General features: G+C 58.2%; 23 protein-coding genes and 1 tRNA gene. 10 read left to right on the forward strand and 14 right to left on the reverse strand.

Annotated elements, in window-relative coordinates; genetic code table 11:
* Window positions 1-221, forward strand: a 221-nt coding sequence (locus tag AC6RA8_RS14515; protein WP_500353449.1) for a histidine phosphotransferase family protein, incomplete at its 5' end; no start/stop codon positions are given.
* Here the strand turns inward: AC6RA8_RS14515 and AC6RA8_RS14520 are convergent.
* The 9 genes from AC6RA8_RS14520 to AC6RA8_RS14560 form a co-directional block, all read right to left on the reverse strand.
* Complete coding sequence (locus AC6RA8_RS14520; RefSeq protein ID WP_500353450.1) at window positions 218-1,483, reverse strand: glutamate-5-semialdehyde dehydrogenase; 1,266 nt, start codon at window positions 1,481-1,483, stop codon at window positions 218-220. The two genes, AC6RA8_RS14515 and AC6RA8_RS14520, sit on opposite strands and share 4 nt — an antisense overlap.
* A 75-nt stretch (window positions 1,484-1,558) precedes the next feature.
* A complete protein-coding gene (proB, locus tag AC6RA8_RS14525; protein ID WP_500353451.1) occupies window positions 1,559-2,665 on the reverse strand; it encodes a glutamate 5-kinase in 1,107 nt (368 codons plus the stop codon).
* On the reverse strand, window positions 2,653-3,687 hold the full coding sequence (gene obgE, locus AC6RA8_RS14530) for a GTPase ObgE (protein ID WP_500353452.1): 1,035 nt from the start codon (window positions 3,685-3,687) through the stop codon (window positions 2,653-2,655). The genes proB and obgE overlap by 13 nt, the downstream gene beginning before the upstream one ends.
* Window positions 3,688-3,723: 36 nt before the next feature.
* Window positions 3,724-4,260: a GNAT family N-acetyltransferase gene (locus tag AC6RA8_RS14535; protein ID WP_299201076.1), complete on the reverse strand. Its 537-nt coding sequence runs from the start codon at window positions 4,258-4,260 to the stop codon at window positions 3,724-3,726.
* A gap of 2 nt (window positions 4,261-4,262) precedes the next feature.
* Window positions 4,263-4,865 (reverse strand): LysE family translocator, encoded by a 603-nt coding sequence (locus AC6RA8_RS14540; RefSeq protein ID WP_500353453.1) that lies wholly within the window; start codon window positions 4,863-4,865, stop codon window positions 4,263-4,265.
* The gene (locus AC6RA8_RS14545) at window positions 4,862-5,413 is read right to left on the reverse strand and encodes a GNAT family N-acetyltransferase (RefSeq protein WP_500353454.1); all 552 of its coding nucleotides are present in this window, start codon (window positions 5,411-5,413) and stop codon (window positions 4,862-4,864) included. Before AC6RA8_RS14545 ends, AC6RA8_RS14540 begins: the two co-directional genes overlap by 4 nt.
* Window positions 5,410-5,913: a GNAT family N-acetyltransferase gene (locus AC6RA8_RS14550; RefSeq protein ID WP_500353455.1), complete on the reverse strand. Its 504-nt coding sequence runs from the start codon at window positions 5,911-5,913 to the stop codon at window positions 5,410-5,412. Before AC6RA8_RS14550 ends, AC6RA8_RS14545 begins: the two co-directional genes overlap by 4 nt.
* 93 nt (window positions 5,914-6,006) lie before the next feature.
* Window positions 6,007-6,276, reverse strand: coding sequence for a 50S ribosomal protein L27 (gene rpmA, locus AC6RA8_RS14555; protein ID WP_189370744.1), 270 nt, complete (start codon window positions 6,274-6,276; stop codon window positions 6,007-6,009).
* A gap of 12 nt (window positions 6,277-6,288) precedes the next feature.
* Window positions 6,289-6,978, reverse strand: a complete 690-nt coding sequence (locus AC6RA8_RS14560; RefSeq protein WP_500353456.1) for a 50S ribosomal protein L21 — start codon at window positions 6,976-6,978, stop codon at window positions 6,289-6,291.
* A 294-nt stretch (window positions 6,979-7,272) separates the two neighbouring features.
* Here AC6RA8_RS14560 and AC6RA8_RS14565 point away from each other — a divergent pair, with 294 nt between their 5' ends.
* On the forward strand, window positions 7,273-8,286 hold the full coding sequence (locus AC6RA8_RS14565; protein WP_500353457.1) for a Hint domain-containing protein: 1,014 nt from the start codon (window positions 7,273-7,275) through the stop codon (window positions 8,284-8,286).
* Between the two features lie 24 nt (window positions 8,287-8,310).
* Here the strand turns inward: AC6RA8_RS14565 and AC6RA8_RS14570 are convergent, their stop codons facing one another.
* Both AC6RA8_RS14570 and AC6RA8_RS14575 read right to left on the reverse strand, forming a co-directional pair.
* Window positions 8,311-9,081 carry a hypothetical protein gene (locus AC6RA8_RS14570; RefSeq protein ID WP_500353458.1) on the reverse strand — a complete coding sequence of 257 codons (771 nt, stop codon included), beginning with the start codon at window positions 9,079-9,081 and terminating at the stop codon, window positions 8,311-8,313.
* Window positions 9,082-9,861 (reverse strand): DUF2059 domain-containing protein, encoded by a 780-nt coding sequence (locus AC6RA8_RS14575; RefSeq protein WP_500353459.1) that lies wholly within the window; start codon window positions 9,859-9,861, stop codon window positions 9,082-9,084.
* A gap of 208 nt (window positions 9,862-10,069) precedes the next feature.
* Between AC6RA8_RS14575 and AC6RA8_RS14580 the strand changes: the two genes are divergently transcribed.
* Window positions 10,070-10,159: transfer RNA gene (locus AC6RA8_RS14580), tRNA-Ser, on the forward strand.
* Window positions 10,160-10,461: 302 nt separating this feature from the next.
* On the opposite strand, the gene AC6RA8_RS14585 is transcribed toward AC6RA8_RS14580, so the two are convergent.
* Window positions 10,462-10,842 (reverse strand): VOC family protein, encoded by a 381-nt coding sequence (locus tag AC6RA8_RS14585; RefSeq protein ID WP_500353460.1) that lies wholly within the window; start codon window positions 10,840-10,842, stop codon window positions 10,462-10,464.
* 40 nt (window positions 10,843-10,882) lie between these two features.
* Entirely contained in the window at window positions 10,883-11,971 is a 1,089-nt protein-coding gene (locus AC6RA8_RS14590; protein ID WP_500353461.1) for a PQQ-dependent sugar dehydrogenase, read from the reverse strand.
* Between the two features lie 157 nt (window positions 11,972-12,128).
* On the opposite strand from AC6RA8_RS14590, the gene AC6RA8_RS14595 reads away from it, so the two are divergent.
* The 7 genes from AC6RA8_RS14595 to AC6RA8_RS14625 all read left to right on the forward strand — a co-directional run bounded on the left by AC6RA8_RS14595 (window position 12,129) and on the right by AC6RA8_RS14625 (window position 18,544).
* Window positions 12,129-13,328: an ABC transporter substrate-binding protein gene (locus AC6RA8_RS14595; protein ID WP_500353462.1), complete on the forward strand. Its 1,200-nt coding sequence runs from the start codon at window positions 12,129-12,131 to the stop codon at window positions 13,326-13,328.
* A gap of 88 nt (window positions 13,329-13,416) precedes the next feature.
* Entirely contained in the window at window positions 13,417-14,199 is a 783-nt protein-coding gene (locus AC6RA8_RS14600) for an ABC transporter ATP-binding protein (RefSeq protein WP_500353463.1), read from the forward strand.
* Between the two features lie 49 nt (window positions 14,200-14,248).
* Entirely contained in the window at window positions 14,249-15,070 is an 822-nt protein-coding gene (locus AC6RA8_RS14605) for an ABC transporter ATP-binding protein (RefSeq protein ID WP_500353464.1), read from the forward strand.
* A 1-nt stretch (window position 15,071) separates the two neighbouring features.
* Window positions 15,072-15,548: a hypothetical protein gene (locus tag AC6RA8_RS14610; RefSeq protein WP_500353465.1), complete on the forward strand. Its 477-nt coding sequence runs from the start codon at window positions 15,072-15,074 to the stop codon at window positions 15,546-15,548.
* Complete coding sequence (locus tag AC6RA8_RS14615; RefSeq protein WP_500353466.1) at window positions 15,548-16,558, forward strand: branched-chain amino acid ABC transporter permease; 1,011 nt, start codon at window positions 15,548-15,550, stop codon at window positions 16,556-16,558. The genes AC6RA8_RS14610 and AC6RA8_RS14615 overlap by 1 nt, the downstream gene beginning before the upstream one ends.
* Window positions 16,555-17,859, forward strand: a complete 1,305-nt coding sequence (locus AC6RA8_RS14620; protein WP_500353467.1) for a branched-chain amino acid ABC transporter permease — start codon at window positions 16,555-16,557, stop codon at window positions 17,857-17,859. The genes AC6RA8_RS14615 and AC6RA8_RS14620 overlap by 4 nt, the downstream gene beginning before the upstream one ends.
* 1 nt (window position 17,860) lies before the next feature.
* Window positions 17,861-18,544, forward strand: a complete 684-nt coding sequence (locus tag AC6RA8_RS14625) for a DUF2306 domain-containing protein (protein WP_500353468.1) — start codon at window positions 17,861-17,863, stop codon at window positions 18,542-18,544.
* Here the strand turns inward: AC6RA8_RS14625 and AC6RA8_RS14630 are convergent.
* The coding region (locus AC6RA8_RS14630) for a Dabb family protein (protein WP_500353469.1) at window positions 18,534-18,754 on the reverse strand (221 nt) is incomplete at its 5' end. The genes AC6RA8_RS14625 and AC6RA8_RS14630 overlap by 11 nt on opposite strands.

Genomic DNA, 18,754 nt, shown 5'->3' on the forward strand with positions numbered 1-18,754 from the left:
GGCGGATTGAAATTGCCTGCACCGATGGCGCTTGGGTCATTACGGGGCATTCCGCCAAGCAAAGCGTCGATGCATCGCTCTGGGGATTGCTTAAAGGGAACAGCGTCGAAGAGCTGGCCCCGGCCCACGTTCAATTCGCCCTGTTGCCAGAGGTGGCCGCAGACGCACAGCGCAAGATTTCAACGGAGCTTTTGCCCGATAGGCTGACAATCCGGTTTTAGGCGCGGACGGTTCCGTCGCCACGCACTAAATACTTGAAGCTGGTCAGCTGTGCCGCACCGACAGGCCCGCGCGCATGCATTTTGCCCGTTGCGATCCCGATCTCTGCGCCCATGCCAAACTCACCGCCATCTGCAAACTGGGTGGAGGCGTTGTGCATCAGAATTGCGCTGTCGAGCTGGTTGAAGAACTTGGCAGCAGCTTCTGCATCCTCGGTCAGGATACAATCGGTGTGGTTTGAACCATAGGTGCGGATATGCTCAATCGCTGCATCAACATCCGAAACCACGCGCGCGGCAATATCCATATCAAGGTATTCCTTGCCCCAGTCGGCATCGGTTGCGGCCAGCACCCCTTCGATTGTCTGCAACGCGACATCTGCGTGTACACGCACGCCAGCGTCCATCAAAGCACGGACAACGCCCTGACCCATGGTCGCCGCAATATCCTGATGAACCAACAAGCATTCCGCGGCACCGCAAATGCCGGTGCGCCGCGTTTTTGCGTTCAAAACGACCTTAAGGACTTTCTCAGGATCCGCATCTTTGTCGATGTAGATATGCACAATCCCTTCGAGGTGCGCAAAGACGGGCACGCGTGCCTCGCGCTGCACGAGGCCAACCAGGCCCTTACCGCCGCGAGGGACAATCACATCAATTGTGTCGGTCATGGTCAGCATTTCACTGACTGCAGCACGATCGCGCGTGGGCACCAACTGGATCGCATCTTCTGGCAGATCAGCGTCGCGCAGACCCGCTTGCAAAGCTGCGTGGATGGCACTTGATGAATGAAAGCTCTCTGATCCGCCACGCAGGATAACGGCGTTACCGGCCTTCAAACACAAAGTGCCGGCGTCCGCCGTCACATTCGGGCGGCTTTCGTAGATAACGCCGACAACCCCAAGCGGTGTCCGGACCCGCTGAATGTTCAGGCCCGTAGGCTGAGTCCACTCCGCCAGCACCTCTCCGACAGGATCGGCTTGTTCTGCAACCGCGCGCAGACCGTCCACGATCCCCTGAATACGCTCTTCGTCCAGCCGCAGACGATCCATCATGGCATCGGACAGGCCTTTTGTCCGCCCGAATTCCATATCCAGCGCGTTCGCGGCAATGATCGCATCCCGATTGTTCCAGACATGTTCTGCAGCACTGATCAACGCGGCGTGCTTGCGCTCGGCGGTGGCGAAGGCCAATGATGCAGCCGCAGATTTTGCGCGGGTGCCGATATCGGCCATCAATGCGGGAATGTCAGCAAAGTCTTTCATCAGTCACGTCCCTTTTCAGGCGGTGCGCCGCAGATTTTTATGCCTCCGGCGGTGGAATTTATAGTCAGAAGAAGATCACAGCGCCATATCATCGCGATGGATCAAGGCAGCCCGTCCTGGATACCCGAGCAGTTCTTCGATCTCGGCGCTTCGGTGGCCTTTGATCTTCTGCGCTTCCTCTGCTGTGTAACGGCTGAGGCCTAGGCCAAGCTGATGTCCATCGGGACCGGTGATTGCAACAGGGTCGCCGCGGCCAAACACGCCGGAAACTGCATGAACTCCAGCAGGTAACAGGCTGTTTCCTCGTGATAATGCCTGCGCGGCGCCGGCATCGAGGGTCACGGTGCCAAGCGGTTTCATTGCTGCAATCCAACGTTTGCGTGCAACTTGCGGGTCCAGAGTCGCAGTGAACCATGTCGCATTGGCGCCCGTTTCAAGTCCCGTAAGAGGGCGCAAGGCCGCGCCGTGACAAATCGCCATTGCGCATCCCGCAGCGGTCGCGGTTTTTGCCGCCATCAGCTTGGTCTTCATTCCACCCTTTGACAGCCCTGAACCGGCATCACCAGCCATCGCCTCGATCTCGGGCGTGATATGGTCGATGACATCATAGCGCTTCGCATCCGGATCATCAGCCGGGTTGGCGGAATAGAACCCGTCCACATCCGACAGCAGGACAAGGACATCCGCCCCAATGGTCGCAGCAATCTGGGCGGCCAGTCGGTCATTGTCGCCGAACCGGATTTCATCCGTCGCGATGGTGTCGTTCTCATTGACGATCGGCACGACGTTCAAGCCAACCAAGTGTTCCAGCGTCGCACGGGAATTCAGATAGCGGCGGCGGTCGCGGCTGTCTTCCAGCGTCATCAGCACCTGTGCGGTGGTGATGTCGTGGGGTGCGAGCGCTTCCTCGTAGGCTCGAGCGAGACGGATCTGCCCAACGGCTGCTGCAGCCTGCGACTGTTCCAATGCAAGATCGCTGACAGGAAGACGCAGAACCTCGCGCCCAAGTGCGATGGAGCCTGACGACACAAGAACGACCTGTACGCCGCACGATCTGAGCCACACCACATCTTCCGCAAGGGCAGCGAGCCACTCCTTTCGAAGCGCACCCGTGGTCCGGTCAACCAGAAGCGCCGACCCGATCTTGACCACAAGCCGCCTGGCCGTGGTTAGGGACGCCATGGCTCGGCCTCTTCCTGCGGACGGTGACGCAGGCGGTCCTCATCGATCTGCCCGCGTAGGGACCGCAGCACGTCGGTGACACCCTCGCGCGCAACACTCGACATCATCATCACGGGCCCGCCGGATGCTTCCTCAAGCGCAGTCCGCGCCGCGGTGCGTTCGTCTTCGTCCAACGCGTCGATCTTGTTCAACACCGTCACGCGCGGCTTGTCGGCCAGATCGCCACCATAGGCCTCAAGTTCGCCAATGATGGTTTGGTAATCCTCGGCCACGGTTTCCGATGTGCCATCGACCAGATGCAGCAAGACCGCACAACGTTCGACGTGACCCAGGAACAGGTCCCCTAGCCCGCGCCCTTCAGAGGCACCTTCGATCAAACCGGGAATGTCGGCCACAACGAATTCGGTGTTGTCCACCCCAACAACGCCAAGGTTGGGGTGCAGCGTCGTAAAGGGATAGTCAGCGATCTTGGGTCTGGCGTTCGAAGTGGTTGCAAGAAATGTCGACTTGCCGGCATTCGGCAAACCCAGCAGGCCCACATCCGCGATCAACTTCAGGCGGAGCCAGAGCGTACGCTCAACACCTTCTTGCCCGGGATTGGCACGGCGTGGTGCCTGATTGGTAGCAGACTTGAAATGCAGGTTGCCCCACCCCCCGTTCCCACCACGCGCCAGTTCGACCCGGTCACCGACATTCACGAGGTCGGCGATCACAGTCTCCTGATCCTCATCAAGGATTTCTGTCCCCGCGGGGACACGCAGCAGAATGTCGTCTCCATCCTTGCCGGTGCGCTGACGTCCCATGCCGGGCTGGCCGTTCTTGGCAAAGAAGTGCTGTTGATAGCGAAAGTCGATCAGCGTGTTCAGCCCATCCACGGCCTCAGCCCAGACCGAGCCACCGCCGCCGCCATCGCCGCCATCCGGGCCGCCATATTCAATGTATTTTTCGCGCCGAAACGAGATGCACCCGTTTCCGCCTGCACCCGAGCGGATGTAGACCTTGGCCAGATCAAGAAACTTCATGGATGGTGTCCTAGCGCGGGGGACAAGCCCCCGCAATCAGAGTTTGCGACTATAGGTCCATGTGGGCACTGTCGCATCGCGCGCGACCGAGAACCCTTCAGCATCACCCAGATATTCGAAACCGCAATGGGTCAGCACGCGGGCCGAAGCCGGATTGTCCTGAAACACACTGGCAAACATCGTAGCATTATCCATCGGATTGGCATCCACAAGCGCCTGAACCGCGTCAGATGCAAGACCAGTGTTCCAGAAATGCGGCGCGACCCAATATCCAACCTCGGACTGGTTGCGATCCATACGGGTCAAAGAGATCAAGCCCATGATTTCAGCACCACCAGACTTGAGCCCGTCCATGGCCCACACGTCTTCCTCACGCTCATCCGCCATGGCGCGTGCAACAAAGGCTTCGGTCATGCCCGGTGGGATGGGATGCGGAATGGACTGCGTGTTACGGGCGACGCGCAGGTCACTCGTATACATCTCGATCAACCCCATGTCAGACCGACGCAATGGACGGAGCACGAAACGCTCCGTTTCGATCACATTCTGGGTCACGATTTTTTCCATCTCCATCGTCATGTCCCTCCTCCGAACAAAACAAACAGGACCGACGCGACTGTCAGGGCCGCGAGGGTATACATCAAATAAGGTTCCGCGCGCGTTCCTGCGAGGGTGCGCGCGATACGATCACCGGCAAGTGTCCAAAGCGGGTGAAACAGCACCTGAGTGGCGAGCAATATTCCACCAATCGTTGCCGTAGCGATAACGGCATCCGTACCGGGAGATACGAAGCTTGTGAAACCGGCTATGATCATCGCCCACGCCTTGGGGTTCAGCGGGTGCACCACAAGACCAGCGACAAAGCCAGGTGCAGCAGCGCCCGGATCAGATGCACCAAGGCGCAGTTGTGACACCTTCCATGCCAGCCATATGATATAAGCAGCCGATGCCCATTTCAGGGTTTCAAACACCCATGGCGCACGATCAGCCAGTTCCATCAGGCCAAAACCCACCGGCCAGATGATGAGTTGTTTGCCCAGTGCGACGCCTGCAACGAACGGCAAGGCCGCGCGAAAGCCGTACCGCGCGCCGGTGGCCAAAAGCGCCATGTTTGCAGGGCCGGGTGTCCCGACCTGGCTGGCTGCAAACACCGCAAAGGACATTGCCGCGACCGTCATGGCAGACGCACCAAATCGCGGTCGAGCAGACCCATGATTAGATCATCATGCCATTGGGCATCAATGAAACCAGATTCCCGCTCGCGCCCTTCAACGACAAAGCCGACCTTTTTGTATGCCGCAATGGCGCGTTCATTGAATTCCAAAACACGACATCCAAGACGGTGCAGTCCCATTGTGTCAAACGCATGGGTTGCCAGAACCCGCATTGCCTCGGACCCGTAGCCTTGCCCCAGGGCATTGCTATCCAGAATACCAATATCAACAAGCGCGCGCTTATCAGCGAGATTGAGCATGTGCAGTCGGATCGCACCAATCAACACGCCATGAACATCAATGATCCAGGAATGCCGATCATCCTGCTTCGCTTGCACCCATGCCTGGGCTGCGTCGCGGGTTATGTCTCGAACCTGCGCCGGATCACCGCCAAACATGCGGATGATATCGGGGGTGTTTCCAAGAGCGAAACGCGCATCTACATCGCCAGGCATAACATCCCGCAGAGTTACGCGAGGCCCTTGCAGTATGGGTTTGATCGATGCCGTCATGCAATCATCTCCCAACTGTTTTGGGTCAGCACCATACGTTGCAAGACATGGGTATCGCCCGTCGCGGGGCATTTGGCTTGGGTCTGCGATGTGCGTACGAAACCAAGTTTCTGAAGCACGTGGCTAGAGGCCGTGTTTTCTACGAAATAACCGCTTTTCAGGTCCGAGGAGTCTTGGGCGAAATGCCGGTCTATCATGGCACGACAGGCTTCGGTTGCATAACCGTGCCCCCAATGGTTCTTGCCCAACCAGTAGCCAAGCTGATCTTCGGTTCCGATGCATCCGATGACTTGTTCTCCAACACAGATGGCAAAGGTGTTGCCCCCGCCGATTTCAACCCGCGAGATGAAATCTTGGGCATCCGCCAACGTATAGGGATGCGGCACTCGGGTCAGCCAGCGCGACACATCCAGATCCCCCACCAATGCGGTGAACACGGCAGCATCCTGCATTCCGGGGCGGCGCAGGGTCAGGCGGTCGGTGGTCATTAGGTCTGTCATCAGACCCTCCTCGCTGGTTGCGGGGGGCGGAAACGAAAAAGGGACCGGCGTTTCCGCCGATCCCTGATTTTGTCAAAACCTTTTGGGTACGGCTTATTCAGCAGCCTCCGCAGCCGGGAGCACGGAAATAAACGTGCGACCCTTGAGGCCTTTGTGGAACGTGACGGCGCCATCGACGGTTGCAAAGATTGTGTGGTCTTTGCCCATGCCAACGCCTTCGCCCGGCCAAAACTTGGTACCGCGCTGACGCACGATGATGTTGCCGGGAATGGCAGCTTGGCCACCATACAACTTTACGCCAAGACGGCGGCCAGCGGAGTCGCGACCGTTACGGGATGAACCGCCTGCTTTTTTATGTGCCATGCGTCTCTCTCCTTAGCCTTTGGCCAGTTCTTGGGCCTGAGCGATCCAGCCTTCACGCTCGATCCGGCCTTTGAACGACAGTTTCTCGTCCATAGCAGCAACGTCCTCTTCGGTCCATGCTGCAATCTGCGCGAAGGTGGTCACACCAGCGTCGTGCAGTTTTTTCTCAAGCGCGGGACCAACACCCGACAATTGCTTCAGATCGTCGCCATCGGCTGCGGCCTTTTTAGGCGCGGCTTTCTTGGCTTCTTTCTTGGGCTCGGCCTTGGCTTCAGCCTTTGGCGCCTCGGCTTTCGCCGCTTTCTTGGCAGGCTTGGCGGCGGCCGGTACTGCGGCAATGCCGAAACCTGCGCCATTCACTGCGGCCATCACGCCGGACTTGTCCGCACCAGAGGCAAGGATGTCAGTGATCTTGACCAGCGTCAGTTGCTGACGGTGACCCTTGGTGCGCTTCGAGCTGTGCTTACGACGGCGCTTAACGAAGTTGATCGTCTTGGGGCCTTTGATCTGTTCGATGACTTCGGCTTGTACGCCTGCACCTGCAACAACGGGCGAACCGACTTGGGGCTTGTCGCCGCCAACCATCAGAACTTCGTTGAATTGGACTTTGTCACCTGCATTTGCGGCCAGTTTTTCAACGCGGAGCGTGTCGCCCGATTGAACTTTGTACTGTTTGCCGCCGGTTTTCATAACCGCGAACATGCGTCTTTCCTTTTTGCTTCCGCGTCTTGTGGTCCCCGACCTCGGGCGTTTACGGCATATGCCACCTCAGACAGCGCGCCCATTCGGGCGATATCCATATCATCTGACCACGCAAGCGCTGCCAGAGAGCGCGCTTATTCAAGCATTCCTGCTGCAAGTCAAGGGGCTGGTCCCATTCCCGGAAAAAATCGCTTCGGCAGGACTTTGCCGATAGCGAAACGCCCGGTCACATTTCTACCCCAGATAGCAGATTATCATTTTGAATATCTGATCAGAAAGCAGGTCAAGCGCAGCATGCCTTTATACACCTTGCAGTGGGTCTACCAGCTTGATGACTTTGACACGACCGGTGGGAACATTACGCCCCCGAACGAGCGCGGCGCGCAAGCACAGGGAACTCCGCCCTTTGACATCAGGTTGAATCCCGACGCACAGCCGGTGCAAATTGTCATTGACGATGACGATCCGGATTTCAACGAACTCCCGTCTGACCCCAATCAAGTGTTAGCGGACCCAGTCACGATTGATAACGTCACTTACCCTGCCGGTTCGCGGGTCGTCATCAACTACGTTCTCACCGACGACAACGGGTTTGAAGGCTTTTCCATTACAATCGGTGAAAACAATAGCGGCAACAACACGACGACGGCCTTCATTTCCAACCAGCCTATGGTGCCCGGCCAGCAATATGTGTTCACCAGTGAAGGTAACATTGGCGGGAACCCGCGTCCCTACTCGGAATTCGTATGCTTTACCCCAGGCACACGTATCCGCGTCCCTGGCGGCACACGTCCCGTCGAACGGCTGAAACCCGGGAACTTGGTCAGCACCATGGATTATGGCGCCCAGCCGGTACGGTGGGTCGGGACGCGCACCGTCCCTGCAATTGGTGAGCGCACTCCGGTGACGATCTCGGCCGGCGTTCTTGGTACACGACGTGATCTGACCGTGTCACCAAACCACAGACTCCTGCTCGAAAGTGGCGTAACCGAAGTCCTGACGGGGGAGCCGCGTCTTCTGGTGGCCGCCAAGCATCTCGTGAACGGTGACACAATCCGCAGCGCACCCAACGGCTTCGTCACCTATATTCACGTCATGTTTGACGCCCACAGGATCGTTTGGGCCAATGGATGCGCCGCAGAAAGCTTCTATCTTGGCCCGCATGCCCGTCGTACACTGGACCCGGAGCAAGCCGCGGAGATCATAGCTCTGTTCCCGGAGTTGGCGCATGCTGAAGGCTCGGGCCCAGGCACGGCCTATCCGATTGCAAGCTCGTACGAAGGCCGCCTCCTGGCGACCTACTTGTGAACCAAGCAGTCGTTCGACGTCAGTTCAAAGTTCGTTTTGCGGCAGAAGTCGGCCAGCCGCCTGTCCCAATGCGTAGGACAGCGTTGTGTAGGTTTGACCGAATGCAAGGAACAAGGCATCGTCGACAGCCTTGCCCACATTGGTTTCCCAAAAGGCGGTGTAGATGGCGATCTCGTCATCTGTCATCGGCGATTGGGCCAGCGCGTTGTATCCGCGCAACCAGCTTTCCGTATCGACCAAAACGCGTGCACGCAGCTGGTCCATGTCGGGGACTTCGTCATTTCGGCCAGAACTGTCAGACAAGCCTTCTAAAAACGCGGCCTGCGCCGCAACGGCGACATCCGTATTCCGTTCGATCAAGTCTCGAGACACCAGATAGTCCGTCACCTTCTCGCCGCGCGCAGCCGGGCTGGCCTTGGCGGCTTCTTCAACGGATTCCTCGAGGAAAGCTTGCCGCGCTTGTACCTCTAGCGCAATTATACGTTCGCCCAACTCGCTCTCGAAGAATAACAGGGCCTGCGCGGACGCCTCCGGCTCCAGATTCTCGGCCATCACGGTGCGCAACTCGGTTTCCATCCGCGAGGGATCATATAGACGCCGCACGGTATCCGCCCAGACATCACCGCCCTGCCCGTTCAGAAATGCCTCGTCAATCGATTGCCCGGCTTCCATGCCTTCCGTGACAAAGGCCCCAATCAGTTCGGGTATGCCCATCGCGTCAATCAGACGATTGACATCAGCCCATGCAGCCTGCGCGAAAATCCACAGTGACAGACTTAAAACGGCGAGGCGCATTTACAGTTCCTGACTGGGTTGCAGCGACTGCATGGCACGGGCCAACGCCTCGAACCGGTTTGCCATGATTTCATACTGCACCGCGTTCATAAGGTCATACACATGGCGCATCTTCGGGTTTTCGAGTGCCTTCGCATATTCCAGCACCTCGTCATCGGAGAACGACTGGTACGTGTAAGCGGCGCCCGTCAGCGCGCTGGCCGCGATCTCTTCCTTCAAGACATCCTCGTCACTGGACAGAAGCTCGCGCAAATCCGGCTCTTCCAACTGCAATTCGATAATGCCCGCACCCGCAGCAGCCATAAGAAACCGCACCTGGATTTCCTGAATGGCACGGACACTCACACCGGCGCTGTCAGATGCGGCGTTCATGCGCTTGAGGTACTCGAGACGAGGGCTGTCTAATCTTTCGAGCCCAGCAACGATGGCTTCGCCACTGTCCTGCTTCAGCGCGTCGTCTTCTTTCATGTGGCTGGCATTCTCAGCCTTAACTAGACGTTGCCCAAGGTCGGTCGCATAGAAGTCTGCTGCATGAGTCAGCATGTCATCTTCGAGCGTCTTTTCGAGAATATCCAGGGCAAGGTCATGCATGACCTCGGTCTTGAAAACATCCTTCGTCAGGCGGGTCCATTCCGTTCCAAAGTCTTCCGCTTGCAAGCCCAGCATTTCGGGAGCGGAACCTGCGGACAGGCGAATGCTTTCAAGGGCTACATCAAAGCCCGTAACCTCGAGAAAGTTCTGCAATTTGGCCCGATCCGCAGCAAAAGCGGTCACGGACATGGCACATGTCATGACAAGAGCTGCAAATCCGTATCGAAGAGCACGCATGGGAGACCTCATTTCTATCTGCTCAGGCATATTAACCTCGGCATCAAGGGTATGTGTTTTTACGGGCGCGTCCATCAAATTTCCCGTGTAAACGGCTTTGATGAAAAACTGCCTTGCGCGCCGGCGTCGTTCACCGTAATTGAGCGCACCAGACCCCCGCGGAGAGGTGCCGGAGTGGTCGAACGGGGCGGTCTCGAAAACCGTTGTGGGTGCAAGCCCACCCAGGGTTCGAATCCCTGTCTCTCCGCCACATCTTCTGACCCGACAATATTTTCAACGACTTGAGCGGTGTTTGGACCTGCATGTTTCCGCCGTTTGACCACTATTACAGGACATATCAACAAACCACGCCAACAACTCGGTCTTGGATCGGGCAAAATGCCGACGATGATGCGCTCGCCTCGTCCTGTCTGGCCTCAACGCGGGCAAAATGCCAAGCAAACTGGGCAGACCCCCTCAGAGGGTCGGTTGTCTAAAAGACCAGCCACTTGTCAAAGTGCCCTTTGCGACAAAACTCTCTGGTAAGCATGCCGTGCCCACCGTCGGCGGCTCTCACCCGCCAACAAAATCAATATGAATATGATTGCCGTCCGGATCCCAGACATTGAAGGTTGAAAGATTCATCTCTTCGATGCCGGAGCGGCGATAGGCGACGCCCTTTTGTTGTAGCCGATCCTGGAACGCCTCTGCGTCGCCTGAGGCGCGAAAGGCAAAGTGTTCAAGCTTGAGCGCCGTTTCAGATCCCGCAGCCCCGTCGTCTTCGACGGTTACCAAATGGACAGCGGCAACATCCCCCGCGTAAAGCCATGCACCATCCATACTGAATGCGGGACGTACACCCGCCGAAAGCCCGAGGATTTCCTCATACCATTGGATCATTTCGGCAAGGCGCGTGGTGCGCAGATTCACGTGATCAAGACGTTCGATGGGCATACGTGTACTCCTCTTCCGAGGTCACCCTAACGCACTGCTCTTAACGCGTCATCCGGTACACGGTCCCATTGCCAACCGAGATAAACAGGATACTGCCGTCAGGTGCTTCGACGATGTCGCGCACACGCAAGGTTTCATCGCCTTCGATCTGCTCGACTTCGCTGGCGCTGATGTCATCCACCGCAAGTCGCGAAATGTAGCTGAACTTGAGGGATCCAACGAACATGTCTCCTTGCCACTCGGGAAACATGTTGCCTTGGTAAATCATAAGCCCGGATGGCGCCATCGACGGATCCCAATAGAATGCCGGTTGCTCCATCCCAGCTTGCGCTGTGCCTTCTCCGATCGTCGCACCGGAATAGTGAACACCATAGGAAATCACGGGCCAACCGAAGTTCGCCCCCTTCTGAACGAGGTTTACCTCGTCCCCGCCACGTGCGCCATGTTCAGCGGTCCAGAGCGTGCCATCCGCATCCAGGCCCGCGCCTTGCGGGTTGCGATGCCCATAGGACCAAATGTGCGGTTGGATGCCGTCCTGTCCGACGAACGGATTGTCGGCGGGGACCGTGCCATCCCTGTTCACCCGAACGATTGCGCCGTTGTGATTAGACCGGTCCTGTGCTGACGGGCGATCCCCTCGATCACCAATCGTTACATATAACGTGCCGTCCGGAGCCTCGACCACACGACTGCCAAAATGGCGCCCGGTGCTTCCCCCGGGTGCGCTTTCAAAAAGGTCACGCAGGTTTTCAAGCCGTGTGCCATCCGTGCTCAGTTCGGCCGCTGCCAGCGCGGTGCCCGATCCACGGCCCTGCGGTTTGGAGTACGTCAGAAAAACGGTGCGAGATGTCGCAAAGTCCCGAGCGACGGTCACATCCAAAAGCCCGCCCTGCCCCGCCGCAGCAACACGCGGCACGCCATCCACCGCTTTCGCCTCACCACCAGATGCATGCACCAAACGTCCGTTACGTTCAGTTACCAGCAAAGACCCATCCGGCAACTCAGCAACGCCCCAAGGCTGATCCAGCCCCGTGACAACCGGCGTCACAGTCACCGCACCTTGCTCCGTTTCCAAGGAAAGGGCGGATACTGGCAAAAGGGCTATGGCAAGAACGGTAAAACAGCGCATCGGGATTCCTCCTTCATGGGTGTGCCCCTTAGCTAGTCATCTAAGTCGGATGATCCACCCACATTCCTGTGCGTTACGTCTGACTATTCGACTTTTCTTTTTTGCAGCGCCCGCTTACGCTCCGCCGCAGGACAATGATCCACAGGGAGAACACACAATGAAAAAACTGCTTATGGCATCGGCAGCGACAGCGCTGATGGCGGGCACCGCCTTTGCGGGTGGCCACGCGAAAGAAGTCAAGATCGGCATTATTCTGGGCTTTACCGGCCCCATTGAATCGCTGACGCCATCCATGGCCGATGGCGCAGAGCTTGCAATGAAGGAAGTCACCGATTCCGGCCTGCTGCTCGACAGCGCAACCGTGACCTCGGTCCGCGCCGACAGCACCTGCGTCGATGCGGGGGCCGCAACAGCCGCCGCAGAACGTCTTGTCACCTCGGACCAGGTGGACGGTATCATGGGCGCTGACTGTTCCGGCGTGACGGGTGCAATCCTGAACAACGTGGCCGTAGCCAACGGTGTTGTGATGATTTCGCCCTCAGCAACGTCGCCCGGCCTGTCGCACAATGACAATGAAGACAATGGCCTGTTCTTCCGTACGGCACCTTCCGACGCGCGCCAAGGCGTCGTGATGACCGAAGTGTTGATGGAAGAAGGTATCAAGGAAGTCGCTGTTACCTACACAAACAACGACTACGGCAAAGGGCTGGCAGATTCGTTCCAAGCCGCCTTTGAAGCTGCAGGCGGCACTGTGACTATCAACGCGGCCCACGAAGACGGCAAAGCAGACTACTCGGCCGAAGTTGGCGCGCTGGCTGCGGCTGGTGGTGAGCGTCTCGTGGTCGCAGGCTATGTGGATCAGGGCGGATCCGGCATCGTGCGTGCAGCACTGGATTCCGGCGCATTCGACACGTTCCACTTCCCTGACGGGATGATCGGCGCCAAGCTGCAAGAAAACTTCGGTGACGAAATCGAAGGCTCGACCGGCCAGCACCCCGGTACCGACAGCCCAGGCGCTGCTAAGTTTGCCGAGATGGTTGGTGATGCGTTTGATGCCACCTCGCCCTTCACGCCGGAAAGCTATGACGCGGCGGCTCTGATCATGCTGGCGATGCAAGCCGCGAACTCCAAGGACAGCAACGACTACAAAGAGCATGTCATGGACGTAGCAAACGCGCCGGGCGAACAAATCTTCCCCGGTGAATTGGCCAAGGCGCTGCAAATCCTCAAGGACGGCGGCGATATCGACTATGTCGGTGCCACGGCTGTTGAGTTGATCGGTGCGGGTGAATCGGCGGGCAACTACCGCCAGATCGTCGTCGAAGGCGGCGAAATCACCACGGCTAAGTACCGCTAAGCGGTTATACAAACCAATGGACAGCCCGGGCATTCCCGGGCTGTTTCAATATCTTGAAGACCGTTCTTAAAGCGGCGCGGGGAAACATATGATCGTCGTTGACGACATTCACAAGCACTTCGGCGGGTTTCACGCCGTTGACGGTGCAACGCTGTCAATCCAGCCTGGTTCCATCACCGGCCTGATAGGACCAAACGGCGCAGGAAAAACCACACTTTTCAATGTGATCGCAGGCGTTCTTCCACCAACATCTGGTCGCGTGACCATGGATGGCGAAGACATTACCGGTCTGCCGCCACACACGCTCTTTCACAAAGGCCTCCTGCGCACCTTTCAGATCGCGCACGAGTTTTCGTCGATGAGTTGCCGCGAGAACCTGATGATGGTGCCGGGCGCGCAATCGGGCGAAACCCTCTGGAACACATGGTTCGGGCGCAAACGCATCGCGGATGAAGAACGCGCGCTGGCGGCCAAGGCAGACGAGGTGCTGGAGTTTCTTACGATCGAACACTTGTCCGATCACAAAGCGGGTCAGGTTTCGGGCGGGCAGAAGAAGCTGCTGGAACTGGGCCGCACCATGATGGTCGACGCCAAGATCGTGTTCCTGGACGAAGTTGGCGCAGGCGTGAACCGGACCCTTCTGAACACCATCGGCGATGCGATCCTGCGGCTGAACAAGGAACGCAACTACACATTCGTCGTGATCGAGCACGACATGGATTTCATCGGCAAGATCTGCGACCCGGTCATCTGCATGGCCGAGGGCAAAGTGCTGGCCGAGGGGACATTGGCCGAGATCAAGGCCAACGAACAGGTGATCGAGGCGTATCTGGGCACCGGCCTCAAGAACAAAGACAAGGTGGGCGCATGATCCTTTCTCCAATTGCCCCCGCCAACCCAACCAATACAGGGAGGCGGCAGTGAGCAATCCCTATCAAGATGATCGCGGCAACAAGGACGCGTCGATCACCAATCCAAGCGGTGCAGGCAAGTTGCAAGTGGCGCCGGGAACCAAGGGCGCGATGAACACCGCCGAAGCGTTCCTGATCGGGGACACCATGACCGGTGGCTATGGCAATGGCCCCGACATCCTGCACGACTGTACAGTTGCCGTTGAACCCGGTGAGATCGCGGTGATCGTCGGTCCGAATGGAGCGGGTAAATCCACCGCAATGAAAGCCGTCTTTGGTATGCTGGACGTGCGCCAGGGATCTGTGCGGTTGGATGGCGAAGACATTACGGACCTCACCCCGCAGGACCGAGTGGCAAAGGGCATGGGGTTTGTCCCCCAGACCTCCAACATCTTCACCTCCCTGACGGTTGAAGAGAACCTCGAAATGGGCGCCTTCATCCGGCGCGACGATTTCTCGGACACGATGGCGCAGGTCTATGATCTGTTTCCGATTCTCAAGGAAAAGCGGCGCCAGCCTGCAGGCGAGCTGTCAGGCGGTCAACGCCAGCAGGTGGCGGTGGGTCGCGCGCTGATGACCCAGCCCAAGGTGTTGATGCTGGACGAGCCCACCGCCGGGGTCAGCCCGATCGTAATGGACGAGCTTTTCGACCGCATCATCGAGGTCGCCCGCACCGGCATCCCGATCCTGATGGTCGAACAGAACGCACGCCAAGCGCTTGAGATTGCAGACAAAGGTTACGTGCTGGTGCAGGGCCGGAATGCGTATACGGGGACGGGCAGGGAACTGTTGGCGGATCCCGAAGTGCGCAAGAGTTTTTTGGGGGGGTAACATGGAACAAGAAGTGACCTTTGCCAAAGACGAAGCGACAGCCGAAGATCTTGCTGTCGGAGCAAGACTGTATTTAGAATGCGCAATTGCCGCAGATGACAAAGTAGGAATGCTGCCAGGCTACGAATTGGTCGCACCCTTTCCAGTGATGCAGAATGTTGGTCATGCAATGGAATTGGCAATGAAGTCATGGCTCAAGAAACATGACGTCCCCTACAAAGAACGCAAACACCATTCTCTGGTCGTGCTTTTCTCGAAATGCTTAGAATTGGAGCAACGGCTTGATCGTGGGTTTTCATCTGTTGATACCGGCGCTCTTGAACATCTGAACAATCTCTATGAAGGCATGGTGCTTAGGTATGGACGCGGACCTTCTACTCGAAGAGTGCCGCACTTCGGACCCGTTACGAGCATGGCGCAAGACGTACTGCTTGCTTGCGAAGTGACCGAATTAGAAGCTTACATGGAGGCGGGCTAATGGACCTCATCAACGCCTTCATCACCCTTTCGAACTTCGTCCTGATCCCCGCCATCGCCTATGGCTCCCAACTTGCCCTTGGCGCGCTTGGGGTCACGCTGATCTACGGCATCCTGCGCTTTTCCAACTTCGCCCATGGCGATACGATGGCCTTTGGCACCATGGCGACGATCCTGATCACATGGGGTTTCCAAGCTGCAGGGATCAGCGCCGGTCCTCTGCCCACTGCCCTGCTCGCCCTGCCCTTTGGCATCGCCGTCTGCGCTCTGTTCGTGCTGGCGACCGACCGCGGGGTCTACCGCTTCTATCGCGGGCAAAAAGCGAAACCGATCATCTTCGTCATGGTCTCGCTTGGCGTCATGTTCATCATGAACGGCCTTGTGCGCTTCATCATCGGCCCCGACGATCAGCGTTTTTCGGACGGCGAGCGTTTCATCATCTCGGTTCGAGAGTTCAAGACGCTGACGGGGCTCAAGGAAGGGCTCGCGATCAAGACCACCCAAGGATTGACCGTCATCACCGCTATCATCGTTGTGGCGCTGCTGTTCTACTTCTTGAACCGCACGCGCACCGGCAAATCCATGCGGGCCTATTCGGACAATGAGGATCTGGCGCTACTGTCCGGCATCAACCCCGAGCGGGTTGTCATGGTCACGTGGCTGATCGTGGCGGCACTGGCGACAGTCGCAGGCGTGCTCTATGGCCTCGACAAGTCCTTCAAACCCTTCGTCTATTTCCAACTACTACTGCCCATCTTCGCATCGGCCATCGTGGGGGGCCTCGGCAACCCGCTCGGCGCCATTGCAGGCGGGTTCACCATAGCCTTTTCCGAAGTGATGATCACATATGCCTGGAAAAAGGTCGCAGGTTACGCCCTTCCCGAAGCGTTTGAACCTGCCGGGCTCGCCCAGCTTCTCTCCACCGACTACAAATTCGCGGTCAGCTTCGTGATCCTGCTGATCGTGCTTCTGTTCAAGCCTACGGGCCTCTTCGCGGGGAAATCCGTATGACCGACACGACACGCAACTTTGTTTATTTCGGCTTCATCGCGGCGCTGATCATCGGCACGGGTATGATGACGTCTTGGAACCTTGCCATCACCATCGTCAATTTCGGTCTGATCTCGGCCATCATGGCGCTGGGGGTCAACCTGCAATGGGGGTTCGCGGGCCTGTTCAACGTGGGGATCATGGGATTTGTCGCACTTGGAGGGCTCGCCACTGTGCTGATCTCCATGCCCCCCGTGGGAGAGGCCTGGGCCGCAGGCGGCGTACGGGTGATCCTCGCCCTGATCCACGGAGCCGCGACAATCGTCGGCGCCATTCTCGCCTACAACGCATTGCCCAAGGGAAGAATGCGGGCCATCGGCATGACTGTGATTCTGATTGCAGGGTTCTTTATCTACCGCGCCGTTTTTGACGGCGGTGTGCAGGCGGTTGAGGCGGTGAACCCGGCCAATGCAGGGTACTTGGGCGGCCTTGGCCTGCCCGTGTTGCTGGCATGGCCCGTGGGTGGCCTGCTCGCCGCGGGTGCTGCGTGGATTATTGGTAAAACGGCGCTCGGATTGCGTTCGGACTACCTTGCCATCGCCACTTTGGGGATCGCTGAAATCATCATCGCCGTACTGAAGAACGAGGATTGGCTGGCACGCGGTGTAAAAAACGTTGTCGGCCTGCCCCGCCCCGCGCCCTATGAGATCAATCTGCAGAACAGCGAAACCTTCGTGGAACGGGTGACGAACCTTGGGTTCGATCCCGTCACAGCCTCCACCCTTTGGGTCAAGACCATCTATGCCGGGCTGTTCACGGTCGTTCTGTTGATCCTCTTCATCCTCGCGCAACGCGCCCTCCACTCACCCTGGGGTCGCATGATGCGCGCTATCCGCGACAACGAAGTTGCGGCCGAAGCCATGGGCAAGGACGTCACCGCCCGCCATCTGCAAATCTTCGTGCTCGGCTCGGCTATCTGCGGGATCGCGGGCGCGATGATGACCACACTGGACGGACAGCTGACACCCGGCACCTACCAGCCCCTGCGCTTCACATTCCTGATTTGGGTCATGGTGATCGTGGGTGGATCAGGGAATAACCTTGGTGCTGTGCTCGGCGGTTTCCTAATCTGGTGGCTCTGGGTCATGGTTGAACCCATTGGGCTTTGGGTTATGCAGGTCGTCACCTCTGGTATGGCCGAAGGGTTCTGGCTGCGCGAACACCTGCTCGACAGCGCGGCCCACATGCGACTTTTGACCATGGGGGTTGTCCTGCTTCTGGTGCTACGGTTCAGCCCGAGAGGGTTGATACCGGAGAGGTAACATGCAGCGCACAGCACGCCGAACCGGATGGACGATTGCCGGGCTCGTGCTGCTTTTCGTGCTGATCCAGGGCTTTGTCTGGCATTCCGTATCGCGCGGCGCACTTGGCCTGTCCGGCGACCCGTCTTCCATTGAACGGCTCATCGGGCCGCAGGCCAGTCTTTTGGCCCTGTTCGCCCATATGGTATCGGGTGCGCTTGTGACCTTGCTGTCTGTCGTCCAACTGGCTGGTCCGATCCGTCAACGCTGGCCGCGCGTTCACCGCATGTCGGGCCGCGTTCTGGCCGTGATGGCGTTGCTCACGGGTTTGGGCGGTCTGATCTACATCGCTCTGAGCGGCACAGTTGGCGGGCCGCTGATGTCGGTGGGCTTCGGGGTCTACGGTATACTGATGATCACGGCAGCTGTTCAAACTCCCCGCTTGGCCATAGCCCGCGACTACGCGCGCCACAGGCGCTGGGGCTTGCGCCTGATCGTACTGGGCCTGGGGTCCTGGCTGTACCGTCTGCATTACGGCCTGTGGTATGGGATCACCTGCACGATCGGAGAGCACACTTGCGGCCTTGCCGCCGAACCGGACTTCTCGGGCCTGTTCGACCAGATACAGGTCTTTGCCTTCTACGTGCCTTACCTGCTTGGGCTTGAATGGTGGCTGCGCCGCACGCCAGCTGCTGTCAGAACGTGATATCTGCCGCTACACGCAGATCGCGCAGGGGCCGCACAATATCTATGGATTTCTGATAAAGCGGATGCGCCTTGTACGCCTCCAATGCATCCGTGTCCTTGAACTCGGCATACACAACGACATCTACCTCGTCCGAAAGAGCATCGTTGTGAGTATTCTTCCGAACCGAGATCACATCGGCATGCGGGTTGGCCTCCAGAATGGACAGGC

It is taken from the genome of Tateyamaria sp. (assembly GCF_059783535.1).

Bases quoted from the DNA above. Each gene is read 5' to 3' on its own strand.
- AC6RA8_RS14625 (WP_500353468.1), top strand. From the start codon at position 17,861: ATGCAGCGCACAGCACGCCGAACCGGATGGACGATTGCCGGGCTCGTG.
- AC6RA8_RS14535 (WP_299201076.1), bottom strand. From the start codon at position 4,260: ATGGAGATGGAAAAAATCGTGACCCAGAATGTGATCGAAACGGAGCGT.
- AC6RA8_RS14550 (WP_500353455.1), bottom strand. From the start codon at position 5,913: ATGACAGACCTAATGACCACCGACCGCCTGACCCTGCGCCGCCCCGGA.
- AC6RA8_RS14595 (WP_500353462.1), top strand. From the start codon at position 12,129: ATGAAAAAACTGCTTATGGCATCGGCAGCGACAGCGCTGATGGCGGGC.
- rpmA (WP_189370744.1), bottom strand. From the start codon at position 6,276: ATGGCACATAAAAAAGCAGGCGGTTCATCCCGTAACGGTCGCGACTCC.
- AC6RA8_RS14520 (WP_500353450.1), bottom strand. From the start codon at position 1,483: ATGAAAGACTTTGCTGACATTCCCGCATTGATGGCCGATATCGGCACC.
- AC6RA8_RS14620 (WP_500353467.1), top strand. From the start codon at position 16,555: ATGACCGACACGACACGCAACTTTGTTTATTTCGGCTTCATCGCGGCG.
- AC6RA8_RS14575 (WP_500353459.1), bottom strand. From the start codon at position 9,861: ATGTCCGTGACCGCTTTTGCTGCGGATCGGGCCAAATTGCAGAACTTT.
- AC6RA8_RS14600 (WP_500353463.1), top strand. From the start codon at position 13,417: ATGATCGTCGTTGACGACATTCACAAGCACTTCGGCGGGTTTCACGCC.
- obgE (WP_500353452.1), bottom strand. From the start codon at position 3,687: ATGAAGTTTCTTGATCTGGCCAAGGTCTACATCCGCTCGGGTGCAGGC.
- AC6RA8_RS14570 (WP_500353458.1), bottom strand. From the start codon at position 9,081: ATGCGCCTCGCCGTTTTAAGTCTGTCACTGTGGATTTTCGCGCAGGCT.
- AC6RA8_RS14540 (WP_500353453.1), bottom strand. From the start codon at position 4,865: ATGACGGTCGCGGCAATGTCCTTTGCGGTGTTTGCAGCCAGCCAGGTC.
- AC6RA8_RS14585 (WP_500353460.1), bottom strand. From the start codon at position 10,842: ATGCCCATCGAACGTCTTGATCACGTGAATCTGCGCACCACGCGCCTT.
- AC6RA8_RS14560 (WP_500353456.1), bottom strand. From the start codon at position 6,978: ATGTTCGCGGTTATGAAAACCGGCGGCAAACAGTACAAAGTTCAATCG.
- AC6RA8_RS14545 (WP_500353454.1), bottom strand. From the start codon at position 5,413: ATGACGGCATCGATCAAACCCATACTGCAAGGGCCTCGCGTAACTCTG.
- AC6RA8_RS14615 (WP_500353466.1), top strand. From the start codon at position 15,548: ATGGACCTCATCAACGCCTTCATCACCCTTTCGAACTTCGTCCTGATC.
- AC6RA8_RS14610 (WP_500353465.1), top strand. From the start codon at position 15,072: ATGGAACAAGAAGTGACCTTTGCCAAAGACGAAGCGACAGCCGAAGAT.
- AC6RA8_RS14590 (WP_500353461.1), bottom strand. From the start codon at position 11,971: ATGCGCTGTTTTACCGTTCTTGCCATAGCCCTTTTGCCAGTATCCGCC.
- proB (WP_500353451.1), bottom strand. From the start codon at position 2,665: ATGGCGTCCCTAACCACGGCCAGGCGGCTTGTGGTCAAGATCGGGTCG.
- AC6RA8_RS14565 (WP_500353457.1), top strand. From the start codon at position 7,273: ATGCCTTTATACACCTTGCAGTGGGTCTACCAGCTTGATGACTTTGAC.